Raw genomic sequence first — 18,641 nt, forward strand, 5'->3', positions numbered from 1 at the left:
AAACGCCGTAGCGCCGATGGTAGTGTGGGGTCTCCCCATGTGAGAGTAGGGAACTGCCAGGCATCAAATAAAGCAGAAAGCTCAGTCGGAAGGCTGAGCTTTTTTGCGTTTTAACAAGAACCCCGTCCCGAAAGGTGCGGGGTTTTTTGCTGTGTGGGGTATGCCCCCCGGTGGCGCTGCGCTTACCGGGGCTACTGATCCGACATGGGGCTACGCCCCGGTCGCCCGGCCAGGGGGGCGCAGCACCGCCTTTGGGAAAAAAATCGCCTGAATACCTGCTACTGCTTCGCTAACCAGCCGACAATAAATGTCGCGATCTGTGGTACATCATTTAAATCCAGCAACGGAAGTGAGGTCGCGATCGATACATCGCTGGCCACGGCGATGGTATGCTCATCAATTACCAGCTCTTCTACACGATGGCCGCTGTTTTGCCGAAAAAGCAGGATCTTAGGCACTGCTTCATGCTTGAAACCCTCGACCAAAACCAGATCCAGTCTGCTGGCATCCATTCGACTAACCAGCCATGTGAGATCTAATTCCGGCTTCTCGGGCGTCTCGGTCATCAATGCCCACCGCTGTTCGCTGGCGACAATAGTTTGCGCAGCGCCCGCCTTACGCAGTTCATAGCTATCTTTGCCCGGCTTATCCACGTCCATATCATGATGGGTGTGCTTTATCAGTCCCGGGCGTAATCCTAGAGCGCAAAGCTCAGGGATAAGACGCTTTAATAATGTTGTTTTTCCGGTACCGCTCCATGCGGCGATCGCCAGTAATGGGATCATGATGGCTCCTGCATCTGCTGCAAATCTTCGAGCGTATTTACATTAATGAAAGCAGTTTTCACATCGCTGAAATTCACCGGGCGCCCACCCATTTGTCGCATAAAAACCATCACCCTGCGCTCTCCATGTGCCAGATAAGCCTCCAGTTCCGGAATGATTTGACGATGAACTAATGCAACGGCAGGATGATCCCGTTCGCCGTCATGGGCCCAAACGACCGGTGCGTCCCCTCTCTGCTGGATAAAGCGCTCCACCAAAAAGGACGGAATGAACGGCGTGTCGCAGGGGCAAAAAACAAACCATGGGCTCGCGACCTGCTGCATCACAGCAAGCATTCCGGCCAGCGGCCCCTGATAACCCTCCTGTATGTCTCGAAAGACCGGATATCCGCTGGCACGCCACTGTTCAAGATGACGATTGGCGCTAATGACTAACTCATCTACCTGCGGAGCTAATGCTTCCGCGACGTGTCGCCAGAGAGGACGTCCATTGAGCAACTGTAATCCTTTATCAATGCCGCCCATTCGCGTGGCCCTGCCGCCCGCCAGCACGACGCCGGTTATCGCCTCGCTTTGCATATGAATATCGCCTCTTTCATTGTGGGATTGACCCTGTTAACTTGTCCCTATCAAGAGTAAGGAGCATGACCATGAAATGTAAACGTCTGAATGAAGTAATTGAACTCCTCCAGCCCGCCTGGCAGAAAGAGCCAGAACTGAACCTGATGCAATTTTTGCAGAAACTGGCGAAAGAGGCTGGCTATGATGGCGAACTGAGCGATCTTTCCGACGATATTCTGATCTATCACCTGAAGATGCGTGATTCTTCAAAAGATGCTGTCATCCCGGGTATTCAGAAGGATTATGAAGAAGACTTTAAAACCGCGCTGCTGCGCGCCCGCGGTGTAATAAAAGAGTAAAAGGTTGTAAGCGCTGCCGCGTAAAGCGCAATGAGATGATATCCTGAACTATTCGTACGATTATCGGATGTCAGGATGCACGATAAGGCTTTTACTTTTCAGACGCTTCGCCCGGATACCATTATCGATGGGTTATTCCATCTGGGTATGCGGGTGGACTCCGGTCTTACCCCGCTGAACAGCTATGAGAACCGCGTTTATCAGTTCCAGGACGAAGAGCGTCATCGTTATGTGGTGAAGTTCTATCGTCCTGAGCGCTGGTCGGCAGCACAAATCCTTGAAGAACACCAGTTTGCGCTTCAGCTTGTAGAAGATGAAGTGCCCGTTGCTGCGCCGCTGTTATTTAACGACAGTACGCTTCATCAGCACCAGGGGTTTTATTTTGCCGTTTTCCCAAGCCTTGGCGGCCGACAGTTCGAGGCGGATAACCTTGATCAGATGGAGTGGGTTGGCCGTTATCTGGGGCGCCTGCACCAGACCGGGCGCAAACAGCGCTTTTCTGCGCGTCCGGAGATTGGCGTGCAGGAATATCTGCTGGAACCACGCAAGGTATTTGAACAGTCGACGCTTATCCCCTCAGGCCTGAAGGCCGATTTCCTGAAGGCGACCGATAAACTCATCGCTGCCGTCATGACGCAATGGTACGGTGGCGGGACTACTTTGCGCCTGCATGGTGACTGTCATGCAGGCAATATCCTCTGGCGCGATGGGCCGCTGTTTGTCGATTTAGACGATGCGCGAACCGGCCCGGCGATTCAGGATCTGTGGATGCTGCTCAACGGCGATAAGGCTGAACAGCGTATGCAGCTGGAGACCATCGTCGAGGCCTATGAGGAATTCAGCCCCTTTAACAGCGATGAAATCGCGCTTATTGAACCTTTACGCGCCATGCGACTGGTTTATTATCTGGCGTGGTTGCTCAGACGCTGGGACGATCCGGCTTTCCCGGTTAATTTTCCCTGGTTAACCGGGGAGGATTACTGGCGAGGGCAGACGTCTACTTTTCTCGAGCAGGTGAAGGTTCTACAGGAACCCCCGCTTCAGTTAACGCCAATGTATTAATGTGATATATCCAGGAGAGAGTAAATCATGAAAAAAGTTTGGCTGGCGCTGGCTGGTATGATTCTGGCTTTTAGTGCATCCGCTGCCCAGATCACCGACGGCAAGCAGTACATCACCCTTGATAAGCCGGTTGCTGGCGAGCCGCAGGTGCTCGAATTCTTCTCATTCTACTGCCCGCACTGCTATCAGTTTGAAGAAGTGCTGCATGTCTCTGACAGCGTGCGCCAGAAACTGCCAGAAGGCACCAAAATGACCAAATACCATGTCGAGTTCCTGGGGCCGCTGGGCAAGGAGCTGACGCAGGCATGGGCTGTGGCCATCGCGCTGGGCGTTGAAGATAAAATTACGGCGCCGATGTTCGAAGCGGTGCAGAAAAACCAGACCGTACAGAGCCTGGCTGACATTCGTAAAGTGTTCGTCGACGCTGGCGTGAAAGGGGAAGACTACGATGCCGCATGGAACAGCTTCGTGGTGAAATCTCTGGTCGCTCAGCAGGAGAAAGCGGCAGCCGATCTGCAGCTGCAGGGGGTACCGGCTATGTACGTCAATGGTAAGTACCAGCTGAACCCGCAGGGGATGGACACCAGCAATATGGATGTCTTCGTCGCTCAGTATGCGGATACCGTGAAGCAGCTGGTTGAGAAGAAATAAAAAAAACGCCGGTCACTGACCGGCTTTTTTTTATCTACTTTGCCGTGACTTCATTGCTTTGTCCCGCATGATGTCAGTTAACTGACGGTCTTTCTCTTCCCATAGCCCATTTAGCCAGCGCTGGAAACCACGCTTAAAGTTCTTATCGTTGACGTAATCGCCGTGTAGCTCTTCACCAATCGGTACCAGATTGATACGAACCACAATGCGCGTCAGTCGGCCACTTAGCATGTCGTAAAACGGCCTTGCATGATTTTCCGGGTAGCACAGCGTAACGTTCAGCAGTTTATCGAACTGCGAACCGAGAACATTGAGCGCCATGGCGATACCCGCCGCTTTCGGCGGTAACAGGTTGTGGTAAGGAGAGCGCGTCTCGCGCTTTTTTGCGTCGGTAAAACGCGAGCCTTCCACAAAATTGACGATTGTCGTTGGGTGCGAGCGGAATTTCTCACATGAACGGCGGGTGGTTTCGACATCTTTACCGCGGCGTTCGGGGTGACGAATAAGATAGCTGCGCGAATAGCGGCGCATAAAAGGCATATCCAGCGCCCAGCAGGCGAGGCCGATGAACGGTACCCACGCCAGCTGTTGTTTAAGGAAGTACTTATTCATCGGAATATGCTTGCGGAACAGCACGCATAGCACCACGATATCTGCCCAGCTGTGGTGGTTGCTGATCAGCAGATACCAGTTCTTTTTGTTCAGGCCTTCCAGACCCTGGACGTCCCATTTTAGCCAGGGATTGAGATGCAACAGCAGCGCCAGCCCCTCGCACCAGCAGTACATCATAAAATTGCAAAAAACGGATATAGAGCGCCATACCGCTGGAATGGGGACCAGTAGTTTAATCAGCCCGGCGACGATGATCGGTACAGAGCAGATAACGGTGACTAAGATGGTTAAGGCGATACTCAGCGGAAGTGTTATCGCAGCGAGTAATCTCGACATAGTTAGTTTATTCAGAAAGTTAGGCTGACAAAGAGCGCCTTTAAGCTGCGCAAGAGGCTGATTTTACCAGAAAACGCGGCAAATGACGGGTCTTACCAGAACAGAAAAAAACAAGGATCTTCTATCCACATGGAAGATTAGGTCATCAAATTCATGCCAGGATCGTTGATCTTCTTTTAAGTTATTGATAAATAATAACTAATACTATTTATTCATTTATTTTCAGGGGCGGATAAGCTGACGTTGTAAAACTATGCACAAAGTTATCCACAAGATAAGTTGTCGCGCGATCGGGACGATCGTTGAATCTTTTCCGCGAAATGCGGGAAAAATTCAGGATTTCATGCCCGTCTGTGGCATCCTTTATCCATAATCTGATAAACAGGCACGGAAATTATGGTTCAGATCCCAGAAAACCCTCTCATCCTCGTTGACGGCTCCTCCTATCTTTATCGGGCGTATCATGCGTTTCCGCCGCTGACTAACAGCGCAGGGGAGCCCACCGGGGCTATGTACGGCGTACTGAATATGCTGCGCAGTTTGATTCTGCAGTATCAACCGACTCATGCCGTCGTGGTCTTTGATGCGAAAGGGAAAACCTTCCGTGATGAATTGTTCGAACATTACAAATCTCACCGCCCGCCGATGCCGGACGATCTGCGCGCGCAGATTGAGCCGTTGCATAAGATGGTGAAAGCGATGGGGCTGCCGCTGATGGCGGTCCCGGGCGTCGAAGCTGACGATGTGATTGGCACCCTGGCGCGGGAAGCGGAAAGGGCTGGACGTCCGGTGCTGATCAGTACCGGCGATAAAGACATGGCCCAGCTGGTGACGCCGGGGATCACCCTGATCAATACCATGACCAACACTATCCTCGGGCCGGATGAGGTGGTTACCAAGTACGGCGTCCCGCCAGAGCTGATTATTGATTTCCTGGCGCTGATGGGCGACTCCTCGGATAACATTCCCGGCGTGCCGGGCGTGGGCGAAAAGACCGCCCAGGCGCTGCTGCAAGGCCTCGGCGGCCTCGATACGCTGTATGCGGAACCGGAGAAGATCGCTGAACTGAGCTTCCGCGGCGCGAAAACGATGGCGGCGAAGCTGGAGCAGAACAAGGAGGTGGCTTATCTCTCTTATCAGCTGGCGACCATCAAAACCGACGTCGAGCTGGAGCTCACTTGCGAAGAGCTGGAGGTGCAGCCGCCGGCGGCAGACGATCTGCTGGCGCTGTTCAGACAGTATGAGTTTAAGCGCTGGACCACCGACGTTGAAGCCGGAAAATGGCTGCAGGCTAAGGGGGGCAAACCGGCTGCGAAACCTGCAGTGCTTGCAGCAGCGGCAGAAGCGGAAGCAGAGGTTGAGGCCGCTACTGCACTTTCAGCAGAGCACTATGTCACCATCCTTGATGAGGCTACGCTGCTCACCTGGATCGATAAGCTGAAGCAAGCGCCGCTCTTTGCCTTTGATACGGAAACCGACAGCCTGGATAACATCTCCGCCAACATGGTCGGCCTTTCATTCGCTGTTGAGCCGGGCGTGGCCGCCTATGTCCCGGTAGCGCATGATTACCTTGATGCGCCGGATCAGATCCCGCGCGAGCGCGTGCTGGCGCTGCTTAAACCGCTGCTGGAGGATGAGAAGCTGCTCAAGGTTGGGCAAAATCTCAAATACGATCGCGGCATTTTGGCTAATTACGACATTGAGCTGCGCGGGATTGCGTTCGATACCATGCTGGAATCTTACATTCTCGACAGCGTGGCGGGCCGCCATGATATGGACAGTCTTTCCGACCGCTGGCTGAAACATAAAACGATTACCTTCGAAGAGATCGCTGGTAAGGGTAAGAATCAGCTCACCTTTAACCAGATTGCGCTGGAAGAGGCGGGTCGCTACGCGGCGGAAGACGCCGACGTCACGCTTCAGTTGCATCTGAAAATGTGGCCGAAGCTGCAGCAGCATGAAGGTCCGCTGAATATCTTCCAGCACATTGAAATGCCGCTGGTGCCGGTGCTGTCACGCGTTGAGCGCAACGGCGTTAAAATCGACCCCGCCGTGCTGCATGCGCACTCGCAGGAAATAGCCCAGCGCCTGGTTGAGCTGGAGCAGCGGGCGCATGAGATCGCCGGGGAAGCGTTTAATCTCTCCTCCACCAAACAGCTGCAAACGATCCTGTTTGAAAAACAGGGTATCAAGCCGCTGAAGAAGACGCCGGGCGGTGCGCCGTCCACCTCTGAAGAGGTACTGGAAGAGCTGGCGCTCGATTATCCGTTGCCGAAAGTGATTCTGGAGTACCGTGGGTTGGCGAAGCTGAAGTCGACCTATACCGATAAGCTGCCGCTGATGATTAATCCCAAAACGGGCCGCGTACATACCTCCTATCATCAGGCGGTTACCGCCACCGGCCGTTTGTCGTCTACCGATCCAAACCTGCAAAACATTCCGGTGCGTAACGAAGAAGGGCGCCGTATTCGCCAGGCGTTTATCGCGCCAGAAGATTACGTTATTGTCTCGGCGGACTACTCGCAAATCGAGCTGCGCATTATGGCGCACCTGTCGCGGGATAAAGGCCTGCTGACCGCCTTCGCGGAAGGGAAGGATATTCACCGGGCGACGGCGGCTGAAGTGTTTGGCTTACCGCTGGACAGCGTCAGCAGCGAACAGCGGCGCAGTGCGAAAGCTATCAACTTCGGTCTGATCTATGGCATGAGCGCCTTTGGCCTGGCCCGCCAGCTGAACATCCCGCGTAAAGAAGCGCAGAAGTACATGGATCTTTATTTCGAGCGTTATCCGGGCGTCCTGGAGTATATGGAGCGCACCCGCGCACAGGCGAAGGAGCAAGGGTATGTTGAAACGCTGGATGGCCGTCGACTCTATTTGCCGGATATCAAGTCCAGCAATGGCGCTCGTCGTGCCGGTGCGGAACGTGCGGCGATTAACGCCCCGATGCAGGGGACGGCTGCGGATATCATCAAGCGGGCGATGATTGCCGTTGATGAATGGCTGCGGAGTGAGAAACCTCGCGTGCGAATGATCATGCAGGTTCACGATGAACTGGTCTTTGAAGTGCATAAGGACGAGCTCGATGCCGTATCGAAAAAGATCCACGAACTGATGGAGAACAGCACTACGCTGGCGGTACCGTTGCTGGTGGAAGTGGGCAGCGGAGAAAACTGGGATCAAGCGCACTAAGTATACAAAGCACAACGCGATTTTCTGTAAGTAAGCAACATAACTTATAGAGTTTTGTGAGGATCATTTGAATTTGCTATGTAAATAGTGAAAAAAAACTACAAAAAATGCTTTATCCGTGAGCGAAAGAAGAGTAAAGTTATTCGCGTAGGGTACAGAGGTAAGATGTTCTATCTTTCAGACCTTTTACTTCACGTAATCGGATTTGGCTGAATATTTTAGCCGCCCCGGTCATTTATGACCGGGGCGTTTTTTATTGCGCGAAAGAAAAGTGGCAAAAAGAAGGACGCGCTTGTGCTTGACGCTGGAGAGGAACCCGGACAAGGCGCGGCACGCTCTTATCCGGCTGTTGGTGACGATTACTCGTCTACGGTGCTCTCTGCTTCCTGCGGCGGGATTTCGTTAAACCAGCTATCCAGCTTCTGTCGCAGCTTATCCACGCCAGATTTTTTCAGCGAGGAGAAGGGTTCAACCTGAACATCGCCATTGAAGGCCAGCACCGCTTCACGCACCATATTCACTTGCGCTTTACGCGCGCCGCTGGCGAGCTTATCGGCTTTGGTCAGCAGCACCAGCACCTGAATATCGCTTTCTACCGCCCATTGGATCATCTGCTGATCGAGATCCTTAAGCGGGTGGCGAATGTCCATCAGGACCACCAGGCCCTTCAGGCACAGGCGTTTTTCCAGGTATTCTCCCAGCGCGCGCTGCCACTTGATCTTCATCTCTTCCGGGACTTGCGCATAACCGTAGCCGGGAAGGTCGACCAGGCGTTTGCCTTCGGCGACTTCGAACAGGTTAATCAGCTGTGTACGTCCGGGAGTTTTGGAGGTCCGCGCCAGGCTTTTCTGGTTGGTCAGCGTATTCAGCGCGCTGGATTTTCCCGCATTGGAGCGGCCGGCGAATGCCACTTCGATACCGGTATCGGCAGGAAGATGGCGGATATCTGGCGCGCTAGTGACAAAGTGCGTCAGTTGATAATTCCAGTTGGTCAAGACGGTCGTCTCCGTTAAAACAGGCTATGGCAGGGATTATACCTGAACAGCAGAAAAAGGCTGTTTTTACCGCACGCCGGTTCTGTAAGTAAAAACCATGCACTTTGTGAGACATTGGCTATTCTTCGTATAGGACATACCTGAGAAAAATAAGGCTAATAAATTATAACCTACTGAAAATAAATACATTACAAGAATAGAGAAATCTGAAAAGTGGAATTTTAACGGCCAGACTGGTTGTCGATTTTTGTCAACAGGGTAAAGTAATACACAACGGCGGGGATGCTGAAAAGGATGAGGACTCAGGACGAGGGGTCAGGAAGCGCCAGGAGGCGAAGACCACAGGATTGTCAGGATGACGCGCGTTTTGGAAACGTTTCAAAGGGAAAAGGAAGAAACAGGGACCGTTGGACGCTAAGGGAAAGACAGGGTAAGTCGTTAGCGAACAGGGAAAGAAGAGCCCGTTAAGGGTGGTCAGTGAGGAAAAAGGCGACAGAGTAATCTGTCGCCTTTTTTCTTTGCTTGCTTTCTGCTAGATTCCGCCTCAATTCTATACTGAATAATACTGTCTGAAGATTACACACCATGAAAAAACCGACATCCGCCACCCGTGGCAAATCCGGCCGCAAGTCGCGTGAAGAGTTAAATCAGGAAGCTCGCGATCGCAAACGGCAGAAGAAACATCGTGGCCACGCGGCAGGTAGTCGCGCGAACGGCGGCGATGCGGCTTCAGCAGATAAAAAACAGCGCCAGGCGCAAGATCCACGCGTGGGCAGCAAAAAACCCATCCCGCTGGGCGTGAGCGAAAGCAGCGCTCCAGCTCCCAAGCAGCATAAACCAAAGAGCGAGAAACCTATGCTTTCACCGCAGGCTGAGCTGGAGTTGCTGGAGAATGATGAGCGCCTGGACGCGCTGCTGGAACGTCTGGAAGAGGGCGGTACCCTGAATGCTGAAGAGCAGAGCTGGGTGGATGCCAAACTGGATCGCATTGATGAGCTGATGCAGCAGCTCGGCCTCTCTTACGATGACGAAGATGAAGAAGAGGAAGAGCGTCAGGAAGATATGATGCGTCTGCTGAAGGGTGGAAACTAACATTTGCATCCCATCGGATTCCCGGTACTGCTTATAACCCTTCTGGTTATATGTTATCTGCTGTGGTTATTCGTTAAACTACGACGGTTGTCGCGGCGTCAGAAATGGCTGCGCAACCGGCTCATGACCCGCGGTGCGGTGGGGCCGGGACGGCGTACCCGTCGGCGGCACCATCGGAAGGAGTGAGCATGTCTGAGCAGATAATCGACTGGGATCTGGCCCTGATCCAGAAATATAACTATTCCGGGCCGCGCTATACCTCGTATCCCACCGCGCTGGAGTTTTCACCACAATTCGGCGCGGCGGAATTCGATGCCGCTGTGGCCCGTTACCCACAGCGTCCCCTGTCGCTGTACGTGCATATCCCGTTTTGCCATAAGCTGTGTTATTTCTGCGGCTGCAATAAGATCGTCACCCGCCAGCAGCATAAGGCCGATCAGTATCTCGATCTCCTTGAACAGGAGATCATCCACCGTGCGCCGCTGTTTGCCAACCGTCAGGTTAAGCAACTGCATTGGGGAGGCGGCACGCCGACCTATCTCAACAAGGCGCAAATCAGTCGCCTGATGGATCTGTTGCGTACCCATTTTCATTTCAGCGCCGAAGCCGAGATCTCCATCGAGGTCGATCCGCGTGAAATCGAGCTGGATGTCCTCGATCATTTACGCGCTGAGGGATTCAACCGCCTGAGTATGGGCGTGCAGGACTTTAATAAAGAGGTTCAGCGTCTGGTTAACCGCGAACAGGACGAAGCGTTCATCTTTGATTTGCTCCGTCATGCGCGGGAGATTGGATTTACCTCGACCAATATCGACCTCATCTACGGCCTGCCGAAACAAACGCCGGAGAGCTTTGCCTTTACCCTGCAAAAGGTCGCCGAGCTCAATCCTGACCGCCTGAGCGTGTTTAACTACGCGCATCTGCCCACGCTCTTTGCCGCACAGCGCAAAATTAAAGATGCCGATCTGCCCTCCGCTGAACAGAAGCTGGAGATCCTCCAGGAGACCATCGGCTCGCTGACGGCGGCAGGCTATCAGTTCATCGGCATGGACCACTTCGCGCGTCCTGATGATGAATTAGCGGTCGCGCAACGTCACGGCGTACTGCATCGCAATTTCCAGGGCTACACCACTCAGGGCGATACCGATTTGCTGGGGATGGGCGTGTCCGCGATCAGCATGATTGGCGACAGCTACGCCCAGAACCAAAAAGAGCTAAAGCAGTACTACCAGCAGGTGGCAGAGCAAGGGAACGCCCTGTGGCGCGGGATCGCGTTAACCCGGGACGACTGTCTGCGTCGCGACGTAATTAAGGCGTTGATCTGTAACTTCCGTCTGGATATTGATGCAGTCGAAGCGCAGTGGGCCGTGGATTTTCAGTCTTATTTTGCTGAGGACCTGAAACTGCTGGCGCCGCTGGCGCATGACGGGCTGGTGGTGGTGGAGAGTAAGGCTATCCAGGTAACGGCGAAAGGCCGCCTGCTGATCCGCAACATCTGTATATGCTTTGATGCCTATCTGCGGCAAAAGGCTCGGATGCAGCAGTTCTCAAGGGTGATTTAATGTTTTCCCCCTCTCCCGCAGGAGAGGGGGAACAATTAGCTGAACAGCCCGACCAGCGCAGCGCACAGAACGGCAGCGACTGCCGTTTGTGGTGTGTGACTCGCAGCGGCGCCGCTCGATATCATACTCACCAGTGATTCAAACATGATGCTCTCCCCTAATGCCGGGCACGATCATACTCAACTCATCGGAACAGTAAAGTACAAAATAGCAGCACTTTGCGCTGATCGGCTATTTTTCATCACGCCGTTTAACCCTACTCCATACCCAACTCTTTTAGCTTACGCGTCAGGGTATTACGACCCCATCCCAGCAGGCGCGCAGCCTCCTGTTTATGTCCCTGAGTATGACGCAGGGCGGTCGTCAGCAGCGTGCGTTCCATTTCGGGTTGCGCTTCTGAAAGCAAGTTTTGATGACCGGAACGCAGCGCCCGATCGGCCCACTGACCCAACAGCGTCGCCCAGCTGTCTGGCTGCATCTGCGTCGGGCTATCAGGAATGGTGGTCTCAAACAGTTCGCTCGGCAGATCCTGCGTCAGCACCTCCTGGCCGGCGGCCATGACGGTGAGCCAGCGACAGGTGTTTTCCAGCTGGCGAACGTTGCCCGGCCACGCCAGGCGGGTCAGCGCTGTCTCCGTTTCCGGATGCAGCTGTTTGGCTTCAACACCTAGCTCGCGGGCGGCAATCTGCAGAAAATGGCGGGCCAGACGTGGAATATCTTCCCGACGCTCGCGCAGCGGCGGCAAATGCACCCGGATCACGTTCAGGCGGTGGAATAAATCTTCACGGAATTTCCCCTCCTGCACCCGCTGCTCCAGATTCTGATGGGTGGCGGCGATGATCCGCACATCGACCTTCACCGGCGCGTAGCCGCCCACGCGATAAAACTGGCCATCCGCCAGAACGCGCAGCAGACGAGTCTGGACATCCAGCGGCATATCGCCAATTTCATCCAGGAACAGCGTGCCGCCGTCAGCCTGTTCAAAGCGACCCTGACGGACGGTATTGGCGCCGGTAAAGGCCCCTTTTTCATGGCCGAACAGCTCGGACTCAATCAGGTCCTTGGGGATTGCCGCCATATTCAGCGCGATAAACGGCGCTTTTGAGCGCGGGCTATGGCGATGCAGGGCATGAGCGACAAGCTCTTTACCGGTACCGGATTCGCCATTGATCAGCACGCTGATGGATGATCGCGACAGACGGCCAATAATGCGAAAGACATCCTGCATGGCCGGCGCCTCGCCAATGATATCGGCGGTGGGGCTGCTTATCGGCGCATTTCGCGGCTGCTGCTGCTCCTGATAGTGGCTAATCGCCCGGTCGACGAGGGCGACAGCTTCATCGATATCAAAAGGTTTGGGCAGATAATCAAACGCGCCCTGCTGATAAGCGCTGACCGCGGCGTCCAGATCGGAATGCGCGGTCATTATGATGACCGGAAGCATCGGATGACGCTGCTTAATCTGTTTGAGCAGCGCCAGACCATCCATTCCCGGCATACGGATATCTGACAGCAGTACATCCGGGGTTTTGGTGGTGAGGGCATCTAGCACCTCATTGCCGCTTTCGAACGTTGTGCAGCTCAAGCCGGCTCCGGTGAGCGCGCGTTCAAGCACCCAGCGGATGGAGCTATCGTCATCAACGATCCAGGCTATCCCTCGTTGCATAAACACCTCTACTTCCGAATAGGCAGGTATACCGAAAATTCGGTATGACCCGGCCAGCTGGTGAATTCAATTTTGCCGGAGTGCTGATCGATAAGGCTGCGGGCGATAGATAAGCCCAGGCCAGTACCGCCTTCGCGGCCGCTGACCATCGGATAAAACAACGTATCCTGGAGCTGGGGCGGAATACCCGGGCCATTATCTTCGACGTCAATACGGGCGGCGAGGCGATAACGCACCCCGTGCAGCGTCAGCTGGAAAGCGGTCCGGGTGCGGAGAACAATTTCGCCCCCTTCCGGCCCCAGCGCCTGCAGCGCATTACGGACGATGTTCAGCAACACCTGTTCAATTTGATCCGGGTCGTGGGGGAGCTCCGGCAGGCTGGGGTCGTAATCACGGATCAACTTCACGTTGTCCGGCAACTCCATCGAGACCAGTTTCACTACCCGTTCGGCGACCTTGTGGATGCTTTCGGTAACGTGCATGCCCGGATGCTGTGGGCCGAGCAGGCGATCGACCAGATTTCTCAGCCGGTCGGCCTGCTCGATGATCACTTTGGTATATTCCGTTAGCGCCGGGTCGGGCAGGGCTTTGCTGAGCAGCTGTGCCGCGCCGCGCAGGCCGCCTAACGGGTTTTTAATCTCGTGCGCCAGGCCGCGGACCAGATCGCGGGCGGCGACCTGCTGCGCGTGCTGCAGTTGCTCCTGGCTCAGGCGGCGCTGGTTATCCATCGGCGCCATTTCCAGCAGAATAAAGCCTTCCGGCAGCCGCTGGGCGGTCAGCGACAGGATATGCGAGCGGCCATCGATAACCAGCGTCACTTCGTTATCGGTAAAACCCTGGCCCGCCTGCAGACTCTCCTGCATCAGCCCAATATTTAATGAGAAATAGCTCAACAGCTCAGGTAACGGGGTGCCAAACAGCTTGCGCGAACTTTGCGCCAGCAGCTGCTGCGCCGCAGGGTTGGCAAAGTGCACCGCCAGGTCATCATCGACCAGTAAGATACTGTTGATAAGAGAGTTGAGGATCTGCCCAGCATCGGGCAGTGTGCCTGTTGCCATTCGACAGTCTCCTGAAAAAGAGTGCACCAATTTAGTGCAGTATAGCTTTTTATCGGTAAAAAGCTCGCGAGATCAGCGTGTTGGTGGAGAAAAAAGCCCATCCTGAGATGGGCTGAAAGTTTCCACGGCAACAAAATATCCCGGGCATCCCGCGCCACAACACGACATACCCTGGATTTACAGCAAAATTAGACGCTGTAGTACAGTTCGAACTCAACCGGATGCGGAGTCATGCGTACGCGGTCGTTCTCTTCCAGACGCAGGGCGATGTAAGCATCGATAGCGTCATTGGTGAATACGCCGCCAGCCGTCAGGAACTCGCGGTCAGCATCCAGGGCCTGCAGGGCTTCTTCCAGAGAACCGGCAACCTGCGGGATCTCTTTCGCTTCTTCCGGCGGCAGGTCGTACAGGTTTTTGTCCATTGCTTCGCCCGGATGGATTTTGTTCTTGATACCATCGAGGCCAGCCATCAGCAGCGCCGCAAAGCACAGGTACGGGTTAGCAGCCGGGTCCGGGAAGCGCACTTCGATACGACGCGCTTTCGGAGAGGTCACCACCGGAATACGGATGGAGGCAGAGCGGTTACGGGCAGAGTAAGCCAGCATAACCGGCGCTTCGTAACCCGGAACCAGACGCTTGTAGGAGTTGGTGGTCGGGTTCGCCAGGGCGTTGATGGCTTTAGCGTGTTTGATTACGCCGCCGATGTAGAACAGCGCCTGCTCAGACAGACCTGCGTATTTGTCGCCGGAGAACAGGTTAGTCCCGTTTTTCGCCAGAGACATATGGCAGTGCATGCCGGAGCCGTTGTCGCCGAACATTGGTTTCGGCATAAAGGTCGCGGTTTTACCAAAGCGGTGAGCGACGTTGTGAACAACGTATTTGTAAATCTGAATTTCGTCCGCTTTTTTGGTCATGGTGTTGAAGCGGGTTGCCACTTCGTTCTGACCTGCGGTAGCCACTTCGTGGTGGTGAGCTTCAACAACCAGGCCCATCTCTTCCATGATCATACACATGGTGGAGCGGATATCCTGAGAAGAGTCTACTGGCGGAACCGGGAAGTAACCCCCTTTCACGCCCGGACGGTGACCTTTGTTACCGCCTTCGTATTTGGTGGAGGAGTTCCACGCACCTTCGATATCATCGATCGCGACATGGGAGCCGGAGATAGAGGCGCCGAAACGGATGTCGTCGAACAGGAAGAATTCTGGTTCTGGCCCGAACAGGACGGTGTCAGCGATGCCGGTAGCGCGCAGGTACTCTTCAGCGCGTTTCGCGATGGAGCGCGGGTCACGGTCATAGCCCTGCAGGGTGCCTGGCTCGAGGATATCGCAGCGGATGATCAGGGTCGGTTCTTCGTAGAACGGGTCAATGACCGCGGTGGAAGCGTCCGGCATCAGGACCATGTCAGATTCGTTGATACCTTTCCAGCCACCAATCGAGGAGCCATCAAACATTTTGCCTTCTTCGAAGAATTCGGCATTTACCTGATGAGACGGAATCGTGACGTGCTGTTCTTTACCTTTGGTATCGGTGAAGCGCAGATCGACAAACTTCACTTCGTGCTCGTTCAGCATCGTCAAAACGTGTTCAGCGGACATACTTAAACTCTCCCGGATTGGTCATTGTCGTCGTGGTAACGAAAACTTCATACTGCTTAAAAGTGGCGTTGTTGCCTTAAAAAATATAAAGCGAAATCTGTGCCAACTTTTAAATGCCCCATAAAACGCTGTATCATGCGCACCATAGTGCAAAAGGACTGCACCATGATGGAGATAATGCACCAAAATAGTGCCTCAGTGTGAACATTGAGCACCATTTTGGTGCAATTTTTGTTACGGTGCCCTTTTATCGCTCCGTGAAAGCGGTCACAAAGAAACTCTGCAATACTTGTTTGCGGAGGATGTTTGTGATCCTGTTCAGTCCTTCGCTTAATACGTGTACAATAACGCGCTATTTCTAATGCCTGAGGCAAAGTTGTGATCGAAAATCTGCGTAATATCGCCATCATCGCGCACGTTGACCATGGTAAAACTACCCTGGTTGACAAGCTGCTACAGCAATCCGGTACGTTCGACGCACGTACTGAAGCACAAGAACGTGTGATGGACTCCAACGATTTGGAGAAAGAGCGTGGGATTACCATCCTCGCGAAAAACACTGCAATCAAATGGAATGATTACCGTATCAACATCGTTGATACCCCTGGGCACGCCGACTTCGGAGGTGAAGTTGAGCGTGTTATGTCCATGGTTGACTCTGTGCTGCTGGTGGTAGATGCCTTTGATGGCCCGATGCCGCAAACGCGCTTCGTGACCAAAAAAGCTTTTGCCCACGGTCTGAAGCCGATCGTGGTCATCAACAAAGTTGACCGCCCGGGCGCGCGTCCGGACTGGGTTGTCGATCAGGTGTTCGACCTGTTCGTTAACCTCGACGCGACCGACGAACAGCTGGACTTCCCGATCGTTTACGCGTCCGCGCTGAACGGTATCGCGGGTCTGGACCACGAAGACATGGCTGACGACATGACCCCGCTGTACCAGGCGATTGTCGATCGCGTGCCGGCGCCGGACGTTGACCTTGACGGTCCGCTGCAGATGCAGATCTCCCAGCTGGACTACAACAACTACGTTGGCGTCATCGGCATCGGCCGCATCAAACGCGGTAAAGTGAAGCCGAACCAGCAGGTCACTATCATCGATAGCGAAGGCAAAACTCGTAACGGTAAAGTCGGTAAAGTGCTGACTCACCTGGGGCTTGAGCGTATCGAGAGCGACGTAGCTGAAGCTGGCGACATCATCGCGATCACCGGTCTGGGCGAGCTGAACATCTCCGACACCATCTGCGACCCGCAGAATGTCGAAGCGCTGCCGGCCCTGTCCGTTGATGAGCCGACCGTTTCCATGTTCTTCAACGTCAACACCTCTCCGTTCTGCGGTAAAGAAGGTAAGTTCGTTACCTCTCGCCAGATTCTGGACCGCCTGAACAAAGAGCTGGTGCACAACGTGGCGCTGCGCGTTGAAGAAACCGAAGACGCTGATGCGTTCCGCGTTTCCGGCCGTGGTGAACTGCATCTGTCCGTTCTGATTGAAAACATGCGTCGCGAAGGTTTCGAGATGGCGGTTTCCCGTCCGAAAGTTATCTTCCGTGAAATCGATGGCCGTAAACAAGAGCCGTTCGAGAACGTGACGCTGGACGTCGAAGAGCAGCACCAGGGTTCTGTTATGCAGGCGCTGGGCGAGCGTAAAGGCGACCTGAAAAACATGAATCCGGACGGAAAAGGCCGCGTACGTCTCGACTACGTGATCCCAAGCCGCGGTCTGATCGGCTTCCGTTCAGAGTTCATGACCATGACCTCCGGTACCGGTCTGCTGTACTCCACCTTCAGCCACTACGACGACGTTCGTCCGGGCGAAGTGGGCCAGCGTAACAACGGCGTGCTGATCTCCAACGGTCAGGGTAAAGCGGTAGCGTTCGCGCTGTTCGGTCTGCAGGATCGCGGTAAGTTGTTCCTCGGTCACGGTGCGGAAGTTTACGAAGGCCAGATCATCGGTATTCACAGCCGTTCTAACGACCTGACGGTAAACTGCCTGACCGGTAAGAAACTGACCAACATGCGTGCGTCCGGTACTGACGAAGCCACGGTTTTGGTTCCGCCGGTTAAGATGACCCTGGAGCAGGCTCTGGAGTTCATCGATGACGACGAACTGGTAGAAGTCACTCCGACCTCTATCCGTATCCGTAAACGTCACCTGACCGAGAACGACCGTAAACGCGCAATGCGCGGTGCAAAAGAAGAGTAATTCATTCTTCTTGCTGTTCGCTAAACCCCGCCTCTCCGGCGGGGTTTTTTTATGGGTGAGATCTGACAATCGCTGCGCTAACCCGGGGCCTCCAGGAGACCCTGGTCACATTTATACCTAAAGTTTGTCCGAGGAATTGCTTTCTTTTTTTGCAGAAGAGTAAGATGAGTCATCTGGTTTAAACCAAATGGATTAAACAATGACTGAAAATCTTTCTACTGTCGAAAATGCAAAAGAGAAACTGGATCTGTGGCTTAAGCAAGGGCTGACGGCTGCGGGTGGAAAACTGCCTTCAGAGAGAGAGCTTGGCGAACTGCTGGGGATCAAACGCATGACGCTGCGTCAGGCGCTGCTCAGCCTGGAAGCGGAATCGAGGATCTTTCGTAAAGACCGGAAAGGATGGTTTGTCGCGCAGCCGCGTTTTAACTACAGTCCTGAGCTCCCCGCGAGCTTTCAGCGGGCTGCCATTGAGCAGGGAAGAGAACCCTCGTGGGGCTTTATTGAAAAACAGCGAACCCGAGACTATCCCGACGCCGCTAAACCCCTGCTGGATGTCACTCCGTCTGATGATTTATATCTGGTCACCGGCTGGGGAGCGCTGGAAGGGCATAAAGTTTTCTACCACGAGACTTTTATCAACCCTAACGTCGCGCCAGATTTTATTGACCGGTTGAAGAACCAGTCTTTTTCCTCCGTCTGGGAGCGTGAATATCATAAGCCTGTGGTGATAAAAAAACTGGCTTTTAGACCCGTCAGAATGTCGGGCGATGTGAGCAAATTCATCGGTGGCTCTGCAGGTCTGCCGGCTATTCTGATAGAAAAACACCGTGCCGATAGTGCCGGCAATATTGTGCAAATAGATCTCGAATACTGGCGATTTGAGGCTGTGGATCTGTTTATTAACTTGTAGGTAT

General features: G+C 54.1%; 16 protein-coding genes. 8 read left to right on the plus strand and 8 right to left on the minus strand.

Annotated features, from left to right (window positions below; genetic code table 11):
* Positions 1 to 278: 278 nt before the first annotated feature.
* Positions 279 to 785 (minus strand): molybdopterin-guanine dinucleotide biosynthesis protein MobB, encoded by a 507-nt coding sequence (gene mobB / locus ACLEXF_RS23170; RefSeq protein ID WP_407259973.1) that lies wholly within the window; start codon positions 783 to 785, stop codon positions 279 to 281.
* Complete coding sequence (mobA, locus tag ACLEXF_RS23175) at positions 782 to 1,363, minus strand: molybdenum cofactor guanylyltransferase MobA (protein ID WP_004203611.1); 582 nt, start codon at positions 1,361 to 1,363, stop codon at positions 782 to 784. The genes mobB and mobA overlap by 4 nt, the downstream gene beginning before the upstream one ends.
* A 71-nt stretch (positions 1,364 to 1,434) precedes the next feature.
* Here mobA and ACLEXF_RS23180 point away from each other — a divergent pair, with 71 nt between their 5' ends.
* From ACLEXF_RS23180 to dsbA, 3 genes are all read left to right on the plus strand, one after another.
* Complete coding sequence (locus ACLEXF_RS23180) at positions 1,435 to 1,704, plus strand: YihD family protein (RefSeq protein ID WP_002882612.1); 270 nt, start codon at positions 1,435 to 1,437, stop codon at positions 1,702 to 1,704.
* A 75-nt stretch (positions 1,705 to 1,779) separates the two neighbouring features.
* The gene (locus tag ACLEXF_RS23185) at positions 1,780 to 2,766 is read left to right on the plus strand and encodes a serine/threonine protein kinase (RefSeq protein ID WP_117263996.1); all 987 of its coding nucleotides are present in this window, start codon (positions 1,780 to 1,782) and stop codon (positions 2,764 to 2,766) included.
* 27 nt (positions 2,767 to 2,793) lie between these two features.
* Complete coding sequence (gene dsbA / locus ACLEXF_RS23190; RefSeq protein ID WP_004203613.1) at positions 2,794 to 3,417, plus strand: thiol:disulfide interchange protein DsbA; 624 nt, start codon at positions 2,794 to 2,796, stop codon at positions 3,415 to 3,417.
* A 30-nt stretch (positions 3,418 to 3,447) separates the two neighbouring features.
* Here dsbA and ACLEXF_RS23195 read toward each other — a convergent pair whose 3' ends face one another.
* Complete coding sequence (locus ACLEXF_RS23195) at positions 3,448 to 4,365, minus strand: acyltransferase (RefSeq protein WP_064183876.1); 918 nt, start codon at positions 4,363 to 4,365, stop codon at positions 3,448 to 3,450.
* Positions 4,366 to 4,761: 396 nt separating this feature from the next.
* Between ACLEXF_RS23195 and polA the strand changes: the two genes are divergently transcribed.
* Positions 4,762 to 7,554 carry a DNA polymerase I gene (polA, locus tag ACLEXF_RS23200; protein WP_080838625.1) on the plus strand — a complete coding sequence of 931 codons (2,793 nt, stop codon included), beginning with the start codon at positions 4,762 to 4,764 and terminating at the stop codon, positions 7,552 to 7,554.
* A 359-nt stretch (positions 7,555 to 7,913) separates the two neighbouring features.
* On the opposite strand, the gene yihA is transcribed toward polA, so the two are convergent.
* Positions 7,914 to 8,549 carry a ribosome biogenesis GTP-binding protein YihA/YsxC gene (gene yihA, locus ACLEXF_RS23205; RefSeq protein WP_017899842.1) on the minus strand — a complete coding sequence of 212 codons (636 nt, stop codon included), beginning with the start codon at positions 8,547 to 8,549 and terminating at the stop codon, positions 7,914 to 7,916.
* Between the two features lie 585 nt (positions 8,550 to 9,134).
* On the opposite strand from yihA, the gene yihI reads away from it, so the two are divergent.
* Both yihI and hemN read left to right on the plus strand, forming a co-directional pair.
* A complete protein-coding gene (gene yihI / locus ACLEXF_RS23210; RefSeq protein ID WP_040215789.1) occupies positions 9,135 to 9,641 on the plus strand; it encodes a Der GTPase-activating protein YihI in 507 nt (168 codons plus the stop codon).
* A gap of 188 nt (positions 9,642 to 9,829) precedes the next feature.
* Positions 9,830 to 11,203: an oxygen-independent coproporphyrinogen III oxidase gene (gene hemN / locus ACLEXF_RS23215; protein ID WP_423265816.1), complete on the plus strand. Its 1,374-nt coding sequence runs from the start codon at positions 9,830 to 9,832 to the stop codon at positions 11,201 to 11,203.
* Between the two features lie 35 nt (positions 11,204 to 11,238).
* Here hemN and ACLEXF_RS23220 read toward each other — a convergent pair whose 3' ends face one another.
* The 4 genes from ACLEXF_RS23220 to glnA all read right to left on the minus strand — a co-directional run bounded on the left by ACLEXF_RS23220 (position 11,239) and on the right by glnA (position 15,525).
* The gene (locus tag ACLEXF_RS23220) at positions 11,239 to 11,349 is read right to left on the minus strand and encodes a YshB family small membrane protein (RefSeq protein ID WP_004152951.1); all 111 of its coding nucleotides are present in this window, start codon (positions 11,347 to 11,349) and stop codon (positions 11,239 to 11,241) included.
* Between the two features lie 110 nt (positions 11,350 to 11,459).
* Positions 11,460 to 12,869, minus strand: a complete 1,410-nt coding sequence (glnG, locus tag ACLEXF_RS23225) for a nitrogen regulation protein NR(I) (protein ID WP_002882749.1) — start codon at positions 12,867 to 12,869, stop codon at positions 11,460 to 11,462.
* An 8-nt stretch (positions 12,870 to 12,877) separates the two neighbouring features.
* Positions 12,878 to 13,927 (minus strand): nitrogen regulation protein NR(II), encoded by a 1,050-nt coding sequence (gene glnL / locus ACLEXF_RS23230; protein ID WP_004203621.1) that lies wholly within the window; start codon positions 13,925 to 13,927, stop codon positions 12,878 to 12,880.
* A gap of 188 nt (positions 13,928 to 14,115) precedes the next feature.
* Positions 14,116 to 15,525 (minus strand): glutamate--ammonia ligase, encoded by a 1,410-nt coding sequence (gene glnA / locus ACLEXF_RS23235; RefSeq protein ID WP_004203622.1) that lies wholly within the window; start codon positions 15,523 to 15,525, stop codon positions 14,116 to 14,118.
* Positions 15,526 to 15,903: 378 nt separating this feature from the next.
* Between glnA and typA the strand changes: the two genes are divergently transcribed.
* Both typA and ACLEXF_RS23245 read left to right on the plus strand, forming a co-directional pair.
* Positions 15,904 to 17,727 (plus strand): ribosome-dependent GTPase TypA, encoded by a 1,824-nt coding sequence (gene typA, locus ACLEXF_RS23240; RefSeq protein ID WP_002882755.1) that lies wholly within the window; start codon positions 15,904 to 15,906, stop codon positions 17,725 to 17,727.
* Between the two features lie 199 nt (positions 17,728 to 17,926).
* The gene (locus ACLEXF_RS23245) at positions 17,927 to 18,637 is read left to right on the plus strand and encodes a GntR family transcriptional regulator (protein WP_017899841.1); all 711 of its coding nucleotides are present in this window, start codon (positions 17,927 to 17,929) and stop codon (positions 18,635 to 18,637) included.
* The last annotated feature ends 4 nt before the right edge of the window (positions 18,638 to 18,641 follow it).

The organism is Klebsiella pneumoniae complex sp. WS1778 (assembly GCF_049472055.1).
GTDB classification, from domain to species: Bacteria; Pseudomonadota; Gammaproteobacteria; order Enterobacterales; family Enterobacteriaceae; genus Klebsiella; species Klebsiella quasipneumoniae.

Coding starts and splice junctions, on each gene's coding strand:
- ACLEXF_RS23220 (WP_004152951.1), bottom strand. CDS start 11,349: ATGTTTGAATCACTGGTGAGTATGATATCGAGCGGCGCCGCTGCGAGT.
- mobB (WP_407259973.1), bottom strand. CDS start 785: ATGATCCCATTACTGGCGATCGCCGCATGGAGCGGTACCGGAAAAACA.
- ACLEXF_RS23245 (WP_017899841.1), top strand. CDS start 17,927: ATGACTGAAAATCTTTCTACTGTCGAAAATGCAAAAGAGAAACTGGAT.
- glnA (WP_004203622.1), bottom strand. CDS start 15,525: ATGTCCGCTGAACACGTTTTGACGATGCTGAACGAGCACGAAGTGAAG.
- ACLEXF_RS23185 (WP_117263996.1), top strand. CDS start 1,780: ATGCACGATAAGGCTTTTACTTTTCAGACGCTTCGCCCGGATACCATT.
- ACLEXF_RS23195 (WP_064183876.1), bottom strand. CDS start 4,365: ATGTCGAGATTACTCGCTGCGATAACACTTCCGCTGAGTATCGCCTTA.
- yihI (WP_040215789.1), top strand. CDS start 9,135: ATGAAAAAACCGACATCCGCCACCCGTGGCAAATCCGGCCGCAAGTCG.
- ACLEXF_RS23180 (WP_002882612.1), top strand. CDS start 1,435: ATGAAATGTAAACGTCTGAATGAAGTAATTGAACTCCTCCAGCCCGCC.
- glnL (WP_004203621.1), bottom strand. CDS start 13,927: ATGGCAACAGGCACACTGCCCGATGCTGGGCAGATCCTCAACTCTCTT.
- dsbA (WP_004203613.1), top strand. CDS start 2,794: ATGAAAAAAGTTTGGCTGGCGCTGGCTGGTATGATTCTGGCTTTTAGT.
- hemN (WP_423265816.1), top strand. CDS start 9,830: ATGTCTGAGCAGATAATCGACTGGGATCTGGCCCTGATCCAGAAATAT.
- glnG (WP_002882749.1), bottom strand. CDS start 12,869: ATGCAACGAGGGATAGCCTGGATCGTTGATGACGATAGCTCCATCCGC.
- polA (WP_080838625.1), top strand. CDS start 4,762: ATGGTTCAGATCCCAGAAAACCCTCTCATCCTCGTTGACGGCTCCTCC.
- mobA (WP_004203611.1), bottom strand. CDS start 1,363: ATGCAAAGCGAGGCGATAACCGGCGTCGTGCTGGCGGGCGGCAGGGCC.